We start from the raw sequence: 16920 nt of genomic DNA, 5'->3' as shown, positions 1-16920 counted from the left end.
TATGGACCCGCATTTGCGCGATCTGCGGTATTTCGTCGCCGTCGCCGAGGAACTGCACTTCACCAACGCCGCTCAGCGGCTGCACATCGCTCAACCGACACTGTCGCGTCAGATCCGGCAGTTGGAACGTCAGCTCGATGTGGTCCTGTTCGACCGCAACCAGCGCAGCGTCGCACTCACGGTGGCCGGTAAGGAACTACTGGGTGGCGCACGCAAGATCCTGGAACTCTGGGAGACCACCAACGGCTCACTGCAGGAAGCGGGCGAAGTACTGCGCGTCGGCCTGCAATCGAACCTCGGTCGCGGCCTGCTCAGCGACCTGGAAAGCGCCAGCGGTCACCGGCTCGCGTTGCACCAGGCCTCCTGGACCGATCCGTCCAGCGGTCTGTCCGGTCGCCAAGCCGATCTCGCTCTGGTCTGGCTTCCCCTACCCGATCCCAACCGTTACCGCTGGCAGGTGCTGCGCACCGAACGGCGTTGGGTCCTGCTCCCGGAGAACCACCCCCGGGCAGGTCAGGAAATGATCGACTTCGCCGACCTGATCGACGAACCGTTCATCGCGCTACCCGCCGAAGCCGGCGCTGTCCGCGATTTCTGGCTGGGTAACGATGCCCGCAACGGCCGGGCAGCGAAGATCGGCGCGGAGGCCGCCACCCCGGAAGATCGGCTGGAAGCCGTCGGACTGGGACTGGGTCTGTGCATGCTGGCCGAGAACAACGTGCCGATGTACCGGTGGCCCGGGCTGACCGCGCGACCCCTTACCGGAATCGCGCCGTGCGAACTCGCGGTCGCCTGGCGCGCCGACGACACCCGGCCGACCATTCTGGAATTCGGCCAGCGGGCCGTCGCCGGGGGTTTCGCGGAACCGCCCGCCATCCCGGCCTGAGTTTTCGCGGTGCCTGCGGCGCCGCGGGGTTCGGCCCCTCGGGCGTTGTGTTTCAGCACCCGGCCCTCGCGCTTACGGCGCATCGCATCGGGCCTTGAAACACGACGCGGGCCGAACCTTCGAGGGCCTCGCTGAACTCTGCGCCACCGGTGGCCGCATTCGGTGACCGCCCCACCAGCGGGCGTTTTGTTCATCAGTGGCGGGCATGCTGGATTCAGAGCATCCCCGCCGGCACGACTTCAGTCGGTTTCGCCGCCGTAGACCCGCGGATGAAGGGTGCCGATATAGGGCAGGTCACGGTAGCGCTCGGCGTAGTCGAGGCCGTATCCCACCACGAATTCGCTGGGGATATCGAAACCCACATTCGCCACCTCGACCTGGGTGCGCAGCGCATCGGGCTTACGCAGCAGGGTCACCACCTCGAGCGAGGCCGGGTTGCGGGTGGAGAGGTTACGCATCAGCCACGACAGCGTCAGGCCCGAATCGATGATGTCCTCGACGATCAGCACATTGCGACCGGCGATGTCCTTGTCCAGATCCTTCATGATGCGCACGACGCCGGAGGACGAGGTGGACGACCCGTAGGACGAGACGGCCATGAACTCGAGCTGGGTCGGGATGGGCAGTGCCTTGGCGAGGTCGGTCATGAAGAAGATCGCACCCTTGAGTACTCCGACCAGCAACAGATCGCCCTCCGGGGCATCGGCCGGGTACCGCTTGGAGATCAGTTCGGCCAGCTCGCTGACCTTGGCCTCGATTTCTTCCTCGGTGATCAGGACCGAAGCGATATCGTCCCCGTACACGTCAGCTGGTTTCCCTTCGGTTTCGGCTCACCCGGTCGCGCGGGCAAGTGTCAGCCTGCCATGCTCGCGGACGACGACCAACCTGGTCCCCCGCTCGCCCCCACTCACCGCGACCCCGCCCTGGCCGCGCCAGGCCACCACAAGATCGTCCACCGCGCGTAGGTGTGCACCTGTCACCACCCGCACCCCGCGGGCCAGCAGCCAGGCCCGCACGGTCCGGCGGCGCACCGCCGGGGCAGCGCCGGCGAGTACCGCGCAGGACAGGCCCGCGCCGCCGAATTCGGCCCGGACCAGCAGTTCGGCAGCGAATTCGTCGAGGGCGGCGTTGTCCTCGCGTAACAATTCCGCGGTGCGGGACAGCGCGACCGCCGCGCTACCGCCGAGCACATCCTCCAGGAGCGGCAGGACTTCGGTGCGCAGGCGGACGCGGGTGAATTCCGGGGAAAGATTGTGTGGATCCTCATAAGGCACCAGCCCCAGGTCCGCGCAGAACTGCCGGGTGGTCTGCCGCCGGACATTGAGCAGTGGCCGGCCCCATGGTTCGTCGAACGGCGCCATCCCCTGGATCGAGCGTGCTCCGGAGCCGCGGCCGAGTCCGAGCAGCACAGTTTCGGCCTGATCGTCGAGCGTATGCCCGAGCAGCACCGGGAGTTCACCGCGCGCACGGCCCAGCGCGTCGTAGCGGGCGGTGCGCGCGGCCGCCTCCATACCCCCGGGGCCGTTCACTTCGACCGGCAGAACGCGCACGGATCGGCAGCCCAGTGCCCGCGCGGTGGCCGCCGCCGTCGCCGCGACCTCCTCCGATCCGGCCTGCAACCGATGGTCCACGACCAGCGCGTCCACCGTCGCCGCCTCGGCGACCGCCGCGGCTGTCAAGGCCAGCGAATCGGCCCCACCCGACAGAGCGACGGCTACCGTCGATCCGGCGGGACGGAATCGCACCAGCCAATCCCGGACGGCATGCCGCAGGGCCAGCACAGCGGGTGTCTCGGGTAGCCGGACCGGCCGCGCCGTAGCGCTACGCCCGTGCGCCGCTGCCGGGGCCGCAGGGTCCGGGCCGCCCTGGGTCTCGTTGTCCACTTCGCCGCTCCATGTCGTGGCGCAGCCTCTCGGCGGCGCAGATTCGGGCCTCCCGACCTCGATTCTTCACTCTGCCGGTAGCTCACTCCGACCGGCGCCCTACGCTTGCCTCCAGCGTCGCGGGGCCGGACCAGCGTGCCGCGTGCCGTTCGCGACGGTGTCGCCGGACGGGAGGGCTGTTTCCGTCCTCGGGGTGGACGATCCGTGAAGGCGGGCTGCATTTCGGCGGCGCTCCGCGCCGCGAGGGCGAGCCCGATAAAACCTTGATCTTCGCTCTCCGCTCCGTCGCTCCAGACCAAGGGCGGGGCCCACCCGAGAAGGTGAGCCGTACCGGGTTGTGCGAGGCCGCAGCGTATGGGGTTCGGAGACCTTCGTGCCGAACTGCCGGCGGGGGCGATCAGCCCAGGACCCGGGTGATCCAGCGCCGCGGATCGTCGATTTCCGCGGCGCGCGGCAGGGTATCCCCATCGGTCCATATCGCGTTGAACTGCTGCATACCGACCGTTGTGACCACCTCGTCGACGAAGGCCTTACCGCGCACATACTGTGCGACCTTCGCGTCGATTCCCAGCAATGCGCGCAGCAGCCGCTGGACCGGATTGGCCGGGCGGGTACGCCGTTTGTCGAAGGCGGACCGGATGTGCTCGACCGTGGGCACCACACTCGGGCCGACGGCGTCCATCACGTGGTCGGCGTGCCCCTCGAGCAGGGTGCCCAGCATGAGCAGCCGGTCCAGCGCCTCCCGCTGTGCGGGGGGCTGGGTGGCGCGCAGCAAACCGACCACACCGCGCGAATTGGGATCGTCGCCGGCCTGACCGCTGCGTCGCAGTTTGAGCTCGGTGATGAGCCGCGCCAGCATCTCCGACGTCGCCTCGTCCTCGATATCGCCGAGCACCTCGACGTTCTCGCGCATATAGCCGGACAGCCACGGGGAGGCCGAGAACTGCACCCGATGGGTCACCTCGTGCAGGCAGACCCAGAAACGGAAATCCGCCGGATCCACACCCAGCGCCCGCTCGACACCGACGATATTCGGCGCCACCAGCAGCAGAGTTCCGTCGGGACCGGTGAACGGGTCGTACTGGCCGAGGATCGCAGTGGACAGGAAGGCGAGCATGGCGCCCACCTGCACGCCCGCCGGTTTACCGGCAAGCGCGCCGCCCCGGTCCGCCGTTCCGGTTCCGGTGAGCAGCGACATGGAATCGGCCGCGGCGCCGATCCAGCCGGGACGGTCGACGATCCGCGCGGCGGGCACCGGTTGATCGTCGAGCAGACCGGTCACCGCGCGAACCGGTTCCTCGGCTCGCACCGATGCGGCGGCGAGCTCGGCCACGGCCTGCTCGGCGGCGAGCCGGGAGGTCCGTGGGCCGGCGGGCACCAGCGCAGCACCGGTACGGGCGGCCCAACGCCAATCCACCGCGCCCGAAAAGGTGCGACGCTCGCTACGGGTATCGGATCGGCCGTTCGCGGCCGACTGGGGCGCGCCGGGCCCGCCCGGATCTTGTCGAATCGTCATGCGCCCTCCAGCCGTCAGGAACATCCACAGTTGCGCAGCGTGGTCGCGACGGCGTCCAATGCGGGCCGGCTGACCTCCGGCGGGCGATCGCTCGACATCAAGGTGAAGGTCAGGACCCGGCCGTCACGATCCAGCACATACCCGGCCAACGTACTGGCCACCGACAGAGTTCCGGTCTTGGCGCGCACCCATCCCGCGCCGCCCTGGTTCTGGGTGACATAACGACCGGCCAGCGAACCGGTACCGCCGGCGACCGGGAGATAGTCGAGCAGCGGGACCAGCGCGGCGGTCAGTGACTGCTCGGGGTCGGCGGGTTCGGATTTCGATCCGGCTCCGGCGCCGAGCGGCGGTAGTACCGGATTCGGTGCGGTGCTCGCCGGCTCCTCCTCCGGCCCGGGGCCGGCGGCGGTGGACAGGATCCGGTCCAGCACCCGCGCCGGGATCCGGTCGTCGGTCGACAGGCCACTGCAATCGTGCATCGTGACGCCGTTCAGATCGAAGCCGTGCTCGGTGAGCACCGCGGCGACCGCGGCGGCGGCGCCGTCGAACGACGCCGGATGACCGGTGGCCTGCGCGACCTCCCGGCCGATCGTCTCGGCCAGCACGTTGTCCGAGTGCACCATCATGTCGCGCAACCGGTCACGCAGCGGCGCCGACGCCACCTCGGCCAGCCGCTTGGTGCCCTGCGGTGCGTTCCCGATCCGCACCTTCGCCGGATCGAGACCGAGTTCGGTCGCCAACCGGCGGCCGACATCCAGCGCCGGGGTCCCCGAACGTGGCGAATACTCGACCAGCGGATCCAACCGCCCACCGTCGAGCATGATCGGTTCGAGCGGCGCGATGGAACCACCGCCGATATCGATCGGATCCCAGCCGCGGGCCATCGCCGGGCCGGAGTAGCGCGAGATATCGACCACAATGGTGTCGGCCCGCACATCGGCGTTACGCACCTGATTCGCCAGGTCGGCCAGACTGGCGGCCCCCGGGTAGTAGCCCTTCCCGCCGGGCTGCGCGGTCAGTGTGGGATCGCCGCCGCCCACCAGCACGATCTCGTTCGGCGCCGCGCCCGCCACCACCCGGGTCTGCACGCGCTGATCGGCGGGCAAGGTGAGCAGCGCGGCGGCGGTGGTCATGATCTTGGCCGTCGACGACGGCACCCGCGGTTCGTCGGCGCGGGAATTCCACAGCACGGTGCCGGTCTCGGCGTCGGTGACCGACCCGGCGAAACCACCGAGGTCGGGGTTGGCTGCCACCGGGCCGAGGGCCGCCGCAACCCCGGCAGGGCTGGGCATCGGACCGGTATCCGGCGCGGGCCGGACATCGGGAAGCACCCGGGCGGGGGCCGGCGGCGCCGCGACTGTGAGCCCACCGTGCCGGAACTCCGGGGTCCACGGTTGTAATACGACCGCCAGCACCACGGCCGCACCCACCAACCCCACCAGGACGGTGATCGACCACGCCCGCAACCCACGGCGCCGGCGCCCCGCCGACCCGTCCATCCCGCTGCCACCCTGCCAAACCACGCTGCCGCCGTCTCCCTCGTACTGTCCATGACACCGGACCCCGCCGAACCCATGTGCCGCCGACAACCCTATCGGTGTTCCGCTACCGTTCTCGGCGAACAACCGGGTGGCCGGCCGGCGCCGGCCACCACGGTGCATAGTGAGAGCAGCGGAAGGAGTTGGCGTGGAGTTCGACGTCACCATCGAGATCCCCAAGGGGTCGCGCAACAAGTACGAGGTCGACCACGAAACGGGACGGGTCCGGCTCGACCGGTTCCTGTACACGTCGATGGCCTACCCGGCCGACTACGGCTTCATCGAGGACACTCTCGGCGAAGACGGCGATCCGCTGGACGCCCTCGTACTGCTGCCGGACTCGGTGTTCCCCGGCGTCATCGTCGAGGCCCGGCCGGTGGCCATGTACCGGATGACCGACGAAGCGGGCGGCGACGACAAGATCCTGTGCGTTCCCGCCGGGGACCCGCGCTGGGACCATATCCAGGACCTCGCCGACGTTCCGGAGTTCGAACTGGCCGCGATCAAGCATTTCTTCGAGCGGTACAAGGATCTCGAGCCCGGCAAATACGTCAAGGGCTCGGAATGGGTCGGGCGCGCCGAGGCCGAGACCGAGATCGAGGCTTCCTTCCAGCGTCTGAAGGACAAAGGCGGGCACTGAGTCTTTGGCGCCGACTCTGTCGGCGCAGGGTTCCGGCCCCCTTGGTCCATGCTTTCCGCCCGATACTCACGGCTGCGCCGCATTGTCTCGCGGGCGGAAAGCATGGACGGGCCGAACCCTCCAAGGGCCTCGCTGAACTCGGCACCACCGTGGTTGCGTCGGGAATTCCGGGGTCGAAACTGCCCGCCGGTCGTCTCCCCTGTCGCCGTCGACGCCGACTGCCGCGACCCCGGCGTACTGCTCGGTTCGCCTGCTCGGCGTTCGATTCTGCGTGCGTGACCACCGTCGGTCCCGCATGCGTGACGCCCGGAACCGCGCTTGCCAGGGGAAGTCCTCGCTAACGGCCCTTGTAGTCGGGAGTGCGCTTCTCGAAAACCGCCTGAATGGCTTCGGTGAGGTCCTCGGAGGGTAGGAAGGCAGCGTTCCAGGCGGACACGTAGCGCAGGCCCTCGGTGACCGCGGCGGCGTTGCGCTGACCGAGGACATCCTTCACACCCTGGACCACGAGTGGCGGATTGGCGGCAATCTCTCGGGCGGTTGCGTGGGCGGCCTCCAGCGCCGCGTCCTGATCCGGGTAGACGTCGTTGACCAGGCCGATCTTCTCCGCGCGCGCGGCATCGATGTCCTTGGCCGTGTAGGCGAGCTCCCGCAGGTGACCTTCGCCGATGATGCCGGGCAGCCGCTGCAGCGAACCCACGTCGGCCACGATCGCGACCTTGGCCTCGCGCAGGCTGAATTTCGCCTCGGCGCTGGCGTAGCGGATATCCGCGGCGGAGATCAGATCGAGGCCGCCACCGATGCACCAGCCCGAGACGGCGGCGATCACCGGTTTACGGCATTCGGCCACCGCGGTGATCGCGTCCTGCAGACGCCGGATCTCGCCGAGGAAATCGGTACGGGGCGCGGCCAGGGCGCGGTCGGCCATCAGCGGGCCGAAGGTGCCGCTCATCGCGGGCAGGTCGAGGCCGTAGGAGAAATGCTTACCCGAGCCGGTGAGTACCACCGCCCGGACCTCCGGGTCGGCGTCGAGGCCGCGGAAGATTTCCGGCAGTTCCCGCCAGAAATCCGGGCCCATGGCGTTTCCCTTGCCCGGGCCGGTGAGCGTCACCCGGGCGACGCGATCGTGGGTTTCGACGGTGAAAGCCTGCCAATCTGTCATCGGTCCAGACTAATGCCCATTCCATATCGCTCCGGACTGCTGGGCAGACCCGTCCACTCGCCGGGACCGCCGGGCGGTCATCGGGACAAACGGCGGCGCCGGAGGCCCGGTTCGCCTTACTCTGTGGCCATGCGCAGGTCGCTTCCACCGATAACCTGCCGGGTCTCGGATACTTTGATAGCGCGCGGACACCACGGTCTGATCGTCACCGTCCCGGAATCCGCGGCCGGTCCCACGGAGACCGCGCACGCGATGGAGGTGGCACCGGGGGCGCTGGTGCAGGCACAGGTCTTCCTACTGGGTGACGATCCGATACTGCTACTCGTATCCGCAGCGCATCGGGTGGACGCCGCGCGTACCGGTGCACGACTCGACGGCGAGCTCGTTGCGGCGCCCCCGCATCTCGCCGTCAAGTACACCGGACAGCTGCCGGGCAGTATCGCACCGGTAGGGCATCCCGCGAACCTGCCCACGTGGGTGGACAGCACACTGTCCGGATTCGGGGAGCTGGTCGCGGCCGGCGGCTATCCGGGCGCCGTTTTCCGCACCTCCTACTCCGAACTCCTCCGGATCACCGCCGGTTTGTCCCTCGACGTGGAGTGATCCGAAGGACCTCCCACCCAGCGGGCCGCCCGGCGCGATCGGGACGATCCGGGCGTAGCGTCGGCTGGGTGACCGAAGCACCACGGCCCGAGACCGGAATCCGGATCCCTGACGACCTCAGCGGGATCACCGCCGAGCAATACCGCGCCTCGATGCGGCACTACCCGTCCGGCGTCACCATCGTGACGTTGAACTCGGCCACCGGGCCGGTCGGTTTCACCGCGACATCGTTCGCCTCGCTGTCCCTGGATCCGCCGCTCATCTCGTTCAATATCGCCGATACCTCCTCCAGCCTCGCCGCACTCACCGCCGCGCAATCGGTGGTGATCCATTTCCTGGGCGAACACCAGCGCCATCTCGCCCAGCGGTTCGCCCGCACCGCGGCGCACCGCTTCAGCGACCCTGCCTTGTGGTCGGCCCTGGACACGGGAGAACCGGTGCTACACGGCACCCCGCTGTGGTTGCGTACGACCGTCGAGCAGCTCATTCCGATCGGTGACCACACTCTCGTGGTCGGCCGGGTGGTGAAGGTCCACGACGACACCGAAGAAGAGCCCCCGACGGCCCCGCTGCTGTATTACAAGGGCCGCTACTACCGCCCCACCCCGCTCACCGACGACGTCGACTGATCCGGGACGGAACCGCCCACTTCAGCAGGCCCGGCTCCGGCGCCTCAGCGTGTTCGAAGAATTTCGACCTCCCGTAGGCCGGCGACGACAGCCGAGCCGCCTCTGGACGGGCGCAGCACCGATCCTGTCCAGAAGTGTCGGGTCCGACGCGGTATGCGGCGGAACTCCGGGCGATCACGCCAGGCGCTCACGGCCGCGAGTGGAGCCGCTCGCGGCGTACCCGACGGCGCGGACGAGGGCAACGACAGTATCCGCCTCACGGGACCGGCAGTGGCGGGCGACGCGGAGCAAAGGGGCCTGAGACCGTAGGCCGGCTCCATACCGGCTCTGCCTCACTGCTGCGCCCAGATTGTCCGTGCGGTATCCGGCCGAATCCGGTCCGGCGGCAGGAAGGGAGTGGGTGTGGTCCGGCCGCACCAGGCTGCGCGGAGTCGTCGACACCGCCGGACGCGGGGGCCGGAACCCCGCGCGCACCTGCCCGCCAATAAACTCGTTCGACCGCTGTTTGCCGGGCGGTAACCCTCGTGTGGGAAAACGAGTCCGTCGGCTGGGCGATGGAAGGTGGGCCGGGTAAATGCAGGCGCAGCTGCAAACGGTGAGCGGGCTCCGGCGTGCCGAGGCGGCCCCGCCGGCGCGCACTCTGGTCGATGTGCTCGCCGAGACGGCCGCTCTTCACCCCGATGTTCCTGCCGTCGCGACCGCCGACCGCACGCTGTCCTACGCCGAACTGCTGGTCGAGATCGACCGTTCGGTTCGGGATCTGCGGGCGGCCGGGGTCCGGCGGGGTGATCGGGTGGGTGTCCGGATGCCGTCGGGCACCTGGGAGCTGTACTTGACGATTCTGGCGGTACTGCACGCCGGGGCCGCCTACGTTCCGGTCGATGCCGACGACCCCGAAGAGCGGGCCCGGCTCGTTTTCGGTGAGGCGCAGGTCACCGCCATCGCCACCGCCGCCGGGATCGACCCCGTCGGCGACCGCGAACCCGAACCGGCAATCGGCGGGCAACCCGCCGCTCCTTCGGTGGACGACGACGCCTGGATCATCTTCACTTCCGGTTCCACCGGCACACCGAAGGGTGTCGCCGTCACCCATCGCAACGCTGCCGCTTTCGTCGATGCGGAGGCGCGCCTGTTCCTGCGTGGCAACCCGCTCGGTCCCGGTGACCGCGTCCTGGCGGGACTCTCGGTTGCCTTCGATGCCTCCTGTGAGGAGATGTGGCTGGCCTGGCGGCACGGCGGCTGCCTGGTCCCGGCGCCGCGCGCGCTGGTGCGGACCGGTGCCGATCTGGGTCCGTGGCTGGTCCGGCAGGGCATCACCGTGGTCTCCACCGTCCCCACCCTCGCCGCGACCTGGCCGGCCGAAGCGCTGGAATCGGTGCGGCTGTTGATCTTCGGCGGGGAGGCTGTACCGCCGGACCTGGCCGAACGACTGGCCGACGACGACCGCGAGGTATGGAACACCTACGGCCCCACCGAGGCCACCGTGGTCGCCTGCGCCGCGCTGCTGGACGGCACCGGGCCGGTGCGGATCGGGCTGCCGCTGGACGGCTGGGATCTGGCGGTGGTCGATGCGGACGGTCTCCCGGTGGGCGAGAGCGAATCCGGCGAGTTGGTGATCGGCGGCGTGGGTCTGGCCCGCTACCTCGATCCCGTCAAAGATGCCGAGAAATACGCACCGCTGGCGACCTTGGGCTGGGATCGCGCCTACCGCAGTGGCGATCTGGTCCGCAACGACAGCGCCGGTCTGATCTTCCTGGGCCGCGCGGACGATCAGGTGAAGATCGGCGGTCGCCGGATCGAACTCGGTGAGATAGACAATGCGCTCCAGCATCTCCCCGGCGTGAGTGGTGCCGCCGCCGCTGTACGCACCACCGCCACAGGCTCTCCGGTGCTGATCGGCTACCTCACCGGCGTCCCCGCCGACTACGACCTGGCCGCGGCGCGGACGTTACTGTCCGACCAGCTTCCGGCTCCGATGATCCCGCGGCTGGTCGTCGTCTCCGAGCTACCCACCCGGACCTCGGGCAAGGTGGATCGCGAGGCGCTGCCGTGGCCGCTGGCCGGTGCCGATTCCGGGGCCGAACACGGACTCACCGGTACACCCGCCTGGGTGGCGCAGATCTGGACCGACGTACTCGGTGCCGAGATCACCGGTGCCGAAGCCGATTTCTTCGAACTGGGCGGCGGATCGCTTTCGGCGGCGCAGCTGGTATCTGCGCTGCGCACACGTTATCCGCAGGTCACCGTCGCCGATATCTACGACCATCCGCGGCTCGGCGCGCTGGCCGAACTGCTCGACGACACCGGTCCGGGCGCCACTGCCGAAACCCGCCGGGTCGAGCCGACACCGCGCTCCGCGCAACTGATCCAGATCCTCGCAACGGTCGCCCTCACCACCCTCACCGGACTGCAATGGGTGACCTGGCTCGCGGTGGCCGCTGGTATCGCGGGCTGGTTCGAAGTGTTGCCGTGGCTGCCGCGCCTGTCGTGGTGGTGGACCGCGCTGCTGTTCGCGGTGTTCATCACCCCGCTCGGCCGAATGGGAATCTGTGTCGCCGGGGCCCGCATCCTGCTCGCGGGCGTGGAACCCGGTAGTTATCCACGCGGCGGCCCGGTACATGTGCGGTTGTGGGCCGCGGTCCGGCTGGCCGAGGCCAGTGGGGCGGAAAACCTTTCCGGCGCACCGTGGATGGTGCCGTTCGCCCGCGCGCTGGGAGCCACCGTCGGCAAGGGCGTTGACCTGCACACCCTGCCCCCGGTAACCGGCATGCTCGAGCTGCGCGACGGGTGCAGTGTGGAACCCGAGGTCGATCTATCCGGTTACTGGATCGACGGCGATACCGTGCATATCGGTGCGATCCAGGTGGGCAAGGGCGCGGTCGTCGGGGCCCGCTCGGTGCTGCTGCCCGGAACGAAGATCGGCCGGGATGCCGAGGTCGCGGCCGGTTCGGCGGTCTCGGGGAAGGTGAAGGCCGGCCAGGAATGGGCGGGCTCACCGGCAGTGAAGGTCGGCCGGGCACGGCACCGCTGGCCCGCGCAGACACCCGAGCGTGCCGTGCATTGGGTGGTGGCCTACGGAATCGCTTCACTGGCGCTGGGCGCGTTACCGCTGGCCGGGCTGGCGGCCGGTCTCGCGGTGATCGCGTGGGGTACCCGGGATTCGGTGAGTCTCGCCGGCGCCATGGTGCCGGCCTTCCTCTGGCTGCCCGTGGCGACACTGTTCAGCCTGGTGGTGTACGCGGTGACGACCGTAGTCGCGGTCCGGCTGCTCAGTATCGGCCTGACCGAGGGCTACCATCCGGTGCGCAGCCGGGTCGGCTGGCAGGTGTGGGCGACCGAACGCCTGCTGGATTCGGCCCGCACATTCCTGTTCCCGCTCTACGCCTCCCTGCTGACCCCGATCTGGTTGCGGCTGCTCGGCGCGAAGGTCGGTAAACGGGTCGAGGCCTCCACGGTGCTGTTGCTACCGAAGTTCACCACCGTCGCCGACGGCGCGTTCCTGGCCGACGACACCATGATCGCCGGTTACGAACTCGGCGGCGGCTGGCTGCACATCGGTGAGGCGAAGGTCGGCAAACGCGCCTTCCTCGGCAATTCCGGAATGACCGCACCCGGACGGCGGGTGCCGAAGAACGGTCTGGTGGCCGTGCTGTCCGCGGCACCGAGCAAGGCCAAGGCCGGGTCGTCGTGGCTGGGCAGTCCACCGGTCCGGTTGCGGCGGGCAGCCGGTAGTGCCGATACCGACCGCACCTTCGATCCGCCGCTGCGGTTGCGGATCTTCCGCAGCGCCTTCGAAACCTGCCGCCTGGCCGCGGTGGTCGTGTCCTTCGCCATCGGACTCGGGGTGCTGTTCGCTCTGGCGCGAGTGGCCGGCAGTTTCGGTTTCCTGGCGGCCGGGTTGCTGTCGGGGGTGGTGCTCATGGCCGCGGGCGCGGTGGCCTGCGCGAGTGCAGTGACGGCGAAATGGGTGCTGGTGGGCCGTATCCGGGCCGAGGAACATCCGCTGTGGAGTTCCTTCGTCTGGCGTAACGAAGTCTCGGACGCCTTCGTGGAAACCGTTGCGGCACCGTGGTTTGCCCGCGCGGCAACCGGCACTCCGGTACTGAATCTCTGGTTGCGCGCCCTCGGCGCGGAGATCGGCCGCGGGGTATGGTGCGAGTCCTACTGGCTTCCGGAGGCAGACCTGGTGACACTCGGCGACGGGGCAACCGTGGAACGCGGCTGTGTGGTGCAAACGCATCTGTTCCACGACCGCATCATGGCCATGGACACCGTCACCCTGGAACCGGGCGCCACCCTCGGACCGCATTGCGTCGCCCTACCGGCCGCGACCGTCGGTGCGGGTGCGACAGTGGGCCCGGCATCGCTGGTGATGCGCGGCGATACGGTGCCGCCCTCCACGAGGTGGTGGGGTAACCCCATCGCGCCCTGGACCGGTCCCGTCCGCAGCCCGGACCACGATTCGGCAGACGAGGAGACGGACCACTGATGGGGAGCAGGTTCTACGACGCCCCCATCGACGACTATCTTCCGCAGAACGGCAACCGGGGCTATCGCGTTTCGCGGTACGAACTCGAGCTGAACTACAAGGTCGCCAGTAATCGGCTCGCGGGCCGCGCCGTGATCACCGCGGTGGCCACAGCCGAACGCCCCCGCTATTCGCTCGACCTGTCCCAGACCCTTGCGGTGTCGAAGGTGCTGGTCAACGGTAACAAGGCCGCCAAGTACAACCATCAGCGCGGCAAACTCACCGTCACCCCCCGCCAGCGGATCCCGGCCGGCGGGATGCTGCAACTCGTCGTCCAGTACGCCGGCGCGCCGAAACCCGTGCGGGGTCCGTGGGGGGAGGTCGGCTGGGAAGAACTCACCGAAGGCGCGCTGGTGGCCAGTCAACCCAACGGCGCCGCCTCCTGGTTCCCCTGCGACGACCATCCGAGTTCGAAGGCCAGCTACCGCATCTCGATCACCACCGACACCCCGTACTACACCCTCGCCAACGGCGATCTCATCGGTAAACAGACCAAGGCCGGGCAGACGACCTGGGTCTACGAGCAGGCCGAACCCATGGCCAGCTATCTGGCGACCGTGCAGATCGGACGCTACCGCAAGCACCGGCTCAGCGATCCCGGCGCCCCCGTACCGATGTACGCGGCCGTCCCGACCACGCTGCGCGCCGCGTTCGACCACGATTTCGCCCGCCAGCCGGAGATGATGTCGGTGTTCAGCGATCGCTTCGGGCCGTACCCGTTCCAGAGCTACTCGGTGGTGGTCACCGAAGACGAGCTGGAGATCCCGATCGAAGCCCAGGGCATCTCGATTTTCGGCGCCAATCACTGCGACGGCCGCCGCGGTGCGGAGCGCCTGGTGGCGCATGAACTGGCACACCAGTGGTTCGGTAACAGCCTGACCATCCAGCACTGGTGCGATATCTGGCTGCACGAGGGGTTTGCCTGCTACGCGGAATGGATCTGGTCGGAAGCGGCCGGCGGCGCGAGCGCGGACCAGCTGGCCCGGGCGGCCTGGCATACGCTGCGCCGGGAGCCGCAGAACATCGTGGTCGGCGATCCCGGCCCCGGCCTGATGTTCGACGACCGCATCTACAAGCGAGGCGCGCTCACCCTGCACGCACTGCGGCTGGAACTCGGCGATACCGCGTTCTTCCGGTTGATCCGCGATTGGACCGCCCGGCACCGCCATGCCTCGGTCTCCACCGAGGAGTTCACCGATCTCGTCGGCCATTACAGTGTGGTGCCGCTACATCCGCTGTGGCAGGACTGGCTGTATTCCGAACCGTTACCGCAGCTGCCGCCCGCGGGTCAGAAAACCAGGTAGCGCCCCGCCAGCTGTTCGACCAGCGGATCGTCCTCGCCGACGCTGTCCAGGGCATCGAGATCGGTGGCCAGCGAGATGAGACGCGGATCCTCCGACTCGGGGCCGGCCGGGCCGTCTTCGGCGAGTTGCCGCAGCATTTTGTCCCGCACCCGGTCCTTCAGTGAGTCACGCATATCCACCTCTCAGGTCAGAGTCGTTTCCGACATGATCGAGAACGCTGCGTGGTGACACCGCGCCACGTCCGTCGCGCCCGACCCGATCGAGTCAGGTCCATTTCGACATGATCGGGAGCGCTGCGTGGTCACGCTGCGCCGCCTCCTCCGCGCTCGGCCGATCATGTCAGACCGGCGTCAACCAGGTGCCCCATGGCGTATTGCGCAGCACGGTGTACGCGGCGATCGAACCGAGCAGCACCCACATCGTGGCGGTACCGATTCCGGGCAGCCGCGGTCCTTCGCCACGCCAGGCACGGACGGCCCAATCACCCACCCACAGCGCGAAAAGCACCAGCACCGGCAACGCCAGCAGGTTGCTGTGCAGGGAATCGATGATGTTCCCGTCGGTGAGGTTGTGCACTGCCCGCATACCCCCGCATCCGGGGCAGTACACCCCGAACAGCGCATAAGAAGGACAGAGGCCGTACGAACCCGGAACGTGCGGGTCCCGGAAGTGCAGCAGCAACACGGCCGCGGCTCCCGCGCTCGCGACCGCGGCCGGCAGCGCTACGGCGCTCAGCCGCGCGAACCCGCTGCGCGCGGGTTCGGTTCCCACGGCCGGAACCCCGGATGGCACCGAGGGCGGGGCGGCGTCGGAATCGTTCACGGTTCTCACCGTAGCCCCGGCGGCGGGGTTGATGCCACAACCATCGGAGGTGCTAGCTCCGGTTTCCGGCTGCGATGCATAGAAACGGCGTCGAATGGGAATTCTGGGTTAACGGCACCGCCCGCAGAACCGACATCCGGGGTGAGAATCACATTCCGGACAGAGAATCTCGGTGCGGCGCTTGCTCTTGTAAGCACCCAGCTTGCAGGTTACCGTGTCAGGCAGGCACAAAGGAGTGTTCTGATGCTGGTGAAATCGTTGACGGCGCTATCGCAGGCGCACCACGGCGCGCTGACCGCCCCGTACCGGGCCGCTTTACGCGCTCGCCGATTCCGGAACGCCGCCTTCAATGCCCCCGCCGACGCACCCGAGGTCTCCACCGTCACCACTGTCGACGGCGCCCGCCTGCGCGTGCACTCCTACGGTCCTGCCGACGCCGAGCCCATCGTGTTCATCCACGGCTGGAGCTGCTGTATCGAGTACTGGAATCCGCAGATCAACGCCTTCGCCGGCCGCTACCGGGTGATCTCCTACGATCAGCGCGGCCACGGCGAGAGCACGCTGGGCCGCGCTCCGCTCGGCGACCGCACCCTCGCCGATGATCTCGCCGCCGTCCTGGATGCCACCCTGCGCCCTGCTCGCACTGCGCTGCTGGTCGGCCACAGCATGGGCGGCATCACCTTGCAGGCATGGGCCGCCCGCCATCCGGAGCAGGTCACCCGGCGGGCCCGCGCAGTGGTGCTCGCCAACACCACGTCGGGCAATATCCGCTACGACACCGATCTGCTCCCCCTGCTGAACAAGCCACTCAGCGTGGGAAACCAGCCGATCACCGTGCTCGGCTCGCCCGTCCGGCTCCCGATGATCGTTGCGGAATCCATCCTCACGTCTCCGGTACCTCTGCCCGGCGGCTGGGCGGCCCGGGAACTGCTCAAACAGCGCATCATGGCCCGTGGCGCCACCAACGAGCAGGCCGATTTCGCCCTGAGCATCGTGCGCTCCTGCCGCCCCTTGGCCCGCGGCCGGCATGCCGCCATCCTGGCGGACCTGCAGCTGGGCGAAGCGGCCGCGAATCTGACGGTGCCCACCACAATCATCGCCGGACAGTACGACCGGCTACTGCCCGAACGGATGTCACGCATCATCGCCGACACCATGGAGAAGGCCGGTCACCGCCCCGATTACCAGGTTTGGCCCACCGGCCACCTCGGCAATATCGAGGCCGCCGACCGCTTCGACACCGAGCTCACCTCCATCCTGAATCGCACCGGTTCGCGGTCTGTGGCCGCGGGCTGAGCGGAGGTCCCCGAGTTCGGTCGACGATGCCCGGCTCGGCGGACTTCATTACGGCGCCACCGGCGAAAGCCGGCGGCAGGTAACTGCGTCCCGCCGGGCAGGGACGCCGACCCACC

General features: G+C 68.8%; 14 protein-coding genes. 7 read left to right on the top strand and 7 right to left on the bottom strand.

The window, feature by feature from the left end:
* The first annotated feature begins 1 nt into the window (after nt 1).
* The gene (locus NFL01S_RS05475) at nt 2-886 is read left to right on the top strand and encodes a LysR family transcriptional regulator (protein WP_062972031.1); all 885 of its coding nucleotides are present in this window, start codon (nt 2-4) and stop codon (nt 884-886) included.
* A gap of 239 nt (nt 887-1125) precedes the next feature.
* On the opposite strand, the gene hpt is transcribed toward NFL01S_RS05475, so the two are convergent.
* The 4 genes from hpt to NFL01S_RS05455 all read right to left on the bottom strand — a co-directional run bounded on the left by hpt (nt 1126) and on the right by NFL01S_RS05455 (nt 5784).
* Complete coding sequence (gene hpt / locus NFL01S_RS05470; RefSeq protein ID WP_062972027.1) at nt 1126-1689, bottom strand: hypoxanthine phosphoribosyltransferase; 564 nt, start codon at nt 1687-1689, stop codon at nt 1126-1128.
* Nucleotides 1690-1716: 27 nt separating this feature from the next.
* Nucleotides 1717-2667: a tRNA lysidine(34) synthetase TilS gene (gene tilS / locus NFL01S_RS05465; RefSeq protein ID WP_062972021.1), complete on the bottom strand. Its 951-nt coding sequence runs from the start codon at nt 2665-2667 to the stop codon at nt 1717-1719.
* 499 nt (nt 2668-3166) lie between these two features.
* Nucleotides 3167-4285, bottom strand: coding sequence for an Rv3626c family coenzyme F420 biosynthesis-associated protein (locus tag NFL01S_RS05460; RefSeq protein WP_084492421.1), 1119 nt, complete (start codon nt 4283-4285; stop codon nt 3167-3169).
* A 14-nt stretch (nt 4286-4299) separates the two neighbouring features.
* Complete coding sequence (locus NFL01S_RS05455; RefSeq protein WP_062972459.1) at nt 4300-5784, bottom strand: D-alanyl-D-alanine carboxypeptidase/D-alanyl-D-alanine-endopeptidase; 1485 nt, start codon at nt 5782-5784, stop codon at nt 4300-4302.
* Nucleotides 5785-5971: 187 nt separating this feature from the next.
* On the opposite strand from NFL01S_RS05455, the gene NFL01S_RS05450 reads away from it, so the two are divergent.
* Nucleotides 5972-6463 (top strand): inorganic diphosphatase, encoded by a 492-nt coding sequence (locus tag NFL01S_RS05450; protein WP_043739743.1) that lies wholly within the window; start codon nt 5972-5974, stop codon nt 6461-6463.
* Nucleotides 6464-6800: 337 nt separating this feature from the next.
* Here NFL01S_RS05450 and NFL01S_RS05445 read toward each other — a convergent pair whose 3' ends face one another.
* Nucleotides 6801-7622: a crotonase/enoyl-CoA hydratase family protein gene (locus NFL01S_RS05445; protein ID WP_062972017.1), complete on the bottom strand. Its 822-nt coding sequence runs from the start codon at nt 7620-7622 to the stop codon at nt 6801-6803.
* Nucleotides 7623-7751: 129 nt separating this feature from the next.
* On the opposite strand from NFL01S_RS05445, the gene NFL01S_RS05440 reads away from it, so the two are divergent.
* From NFL01S_RS05440 to NFL01S_RS05425, 4 genes are all read left to right on the top strand, one after another.
* Nucleotides 7752-8225 carry a YbaK/EbsC family protein gene (locus tag NFL01S_RS05440; RefSeq protein WP_062972015.1) on the top strand — a complete coding sequence of 158 codons (474 nt, stop codon included), beginning with the start codon at nt 7752-7754 and terminating at the stop codon, nt 8223-8225.
* 68 nt (nt 8226-8293) lie between these two features.
* Nucleotides 8294-8854: a flavin reductase gene (locus NFL01S_RS05435; RefSeq protein ID WP_062972013.1), complete on the top strand. Its 561-nt coding sequence runs from the start codon at nt 8294-8296 to the stop codon at nt 8852-8854.
* A 574-nt stretch (nt 8855-9428) separates the two neighbouring features.
* Nucleotides 9429-13343, top strand: coding sequence for a Pls/PosA family non-ribosomal peptide synthetase (locus tag NFL01S_RS05430; protein ID WP_062972011.1), 3915 nt, complete (start codon nt 9429-9431; stop codon nt 13341-13343).
* Nucleotides 13343-14686 carry a M1 family metallopeptidase gene (locus tag NFL01S_RS05425; RefSeq protein ID WP_062972009.1) on the top strand — a complete coding sequence of 448 codons (1344 nt, stop codon included), beginning with the start codon at nt 13343-13345 and terminating at the stop codon, nt 14684-14686. The genes NFL01S_RS05430 and NFL01S_RS05425 overlap by 1 nt, the downstream gene beginning before the upstream one ends.
* Here NFL01S_RS05425 and NFL01S_RS05420 read toward each other — a convergent pair.
* On the bottom strand, nt 14671-14859 hold the full coding sequence (locus NFL01S_RS05420) for a hypothetical protein (RefSeq protein WP_033244495.1): 189 nt from the start codon (nt 14857-14859) through the stop codon (nt 14671-14673). The genes NFL01S_RS05425 and NFL01S_RS05420 overlap by 16 nt on opposite strands.
* Nucleotides 14860-15025: 166 nt before the next feature.
* Nucleotides 15026-15508, bottom strand: coding sequence for a DUF2752 domain-containing protein (locus NFL01S_RS05415; RefSeq protein ID WP_084492461.1), 483 nt, complete (start codon nt 15506-15508; stop codon nt 15026-15028).
* A 243-nt stretch (nt 15509-15751) separates the two neighbouring features.
* Here NFL01S_RS05415 and NFL01S_RS05410 point away from each other — a divergent pair, with 243 nt between their 5' ends.
* Nucleotides 15752-16804 (top strand): alpha/beta fold hydrolase, encoded by a 1053-nt coding sequence (locus tag NFL01S_RS05410; protein WP_062972008.1) that lies wholly within the window; start codon nt 15752-15754, stop codon nt 16802-16804.
* The last annotated feature ends 116 nt before the right edge of the window (nt 16805-16920 follow it).

The sequence above is a fragment of the Nocardia flavorosea NBRC 108225 genome, assembly GCF_001613385.1.
In the GTDB taxonomy this organism is placed as follows: domain Bacteria; phylum Actinomycetota; class Actinomycetes; order Mycobacteriales; family Mycobacteriaceae; genus Nocardia; species Nocardia flavorosea.
This window is presented reverse-complemented; position numbering and strand designations above follow the sequence as displayed.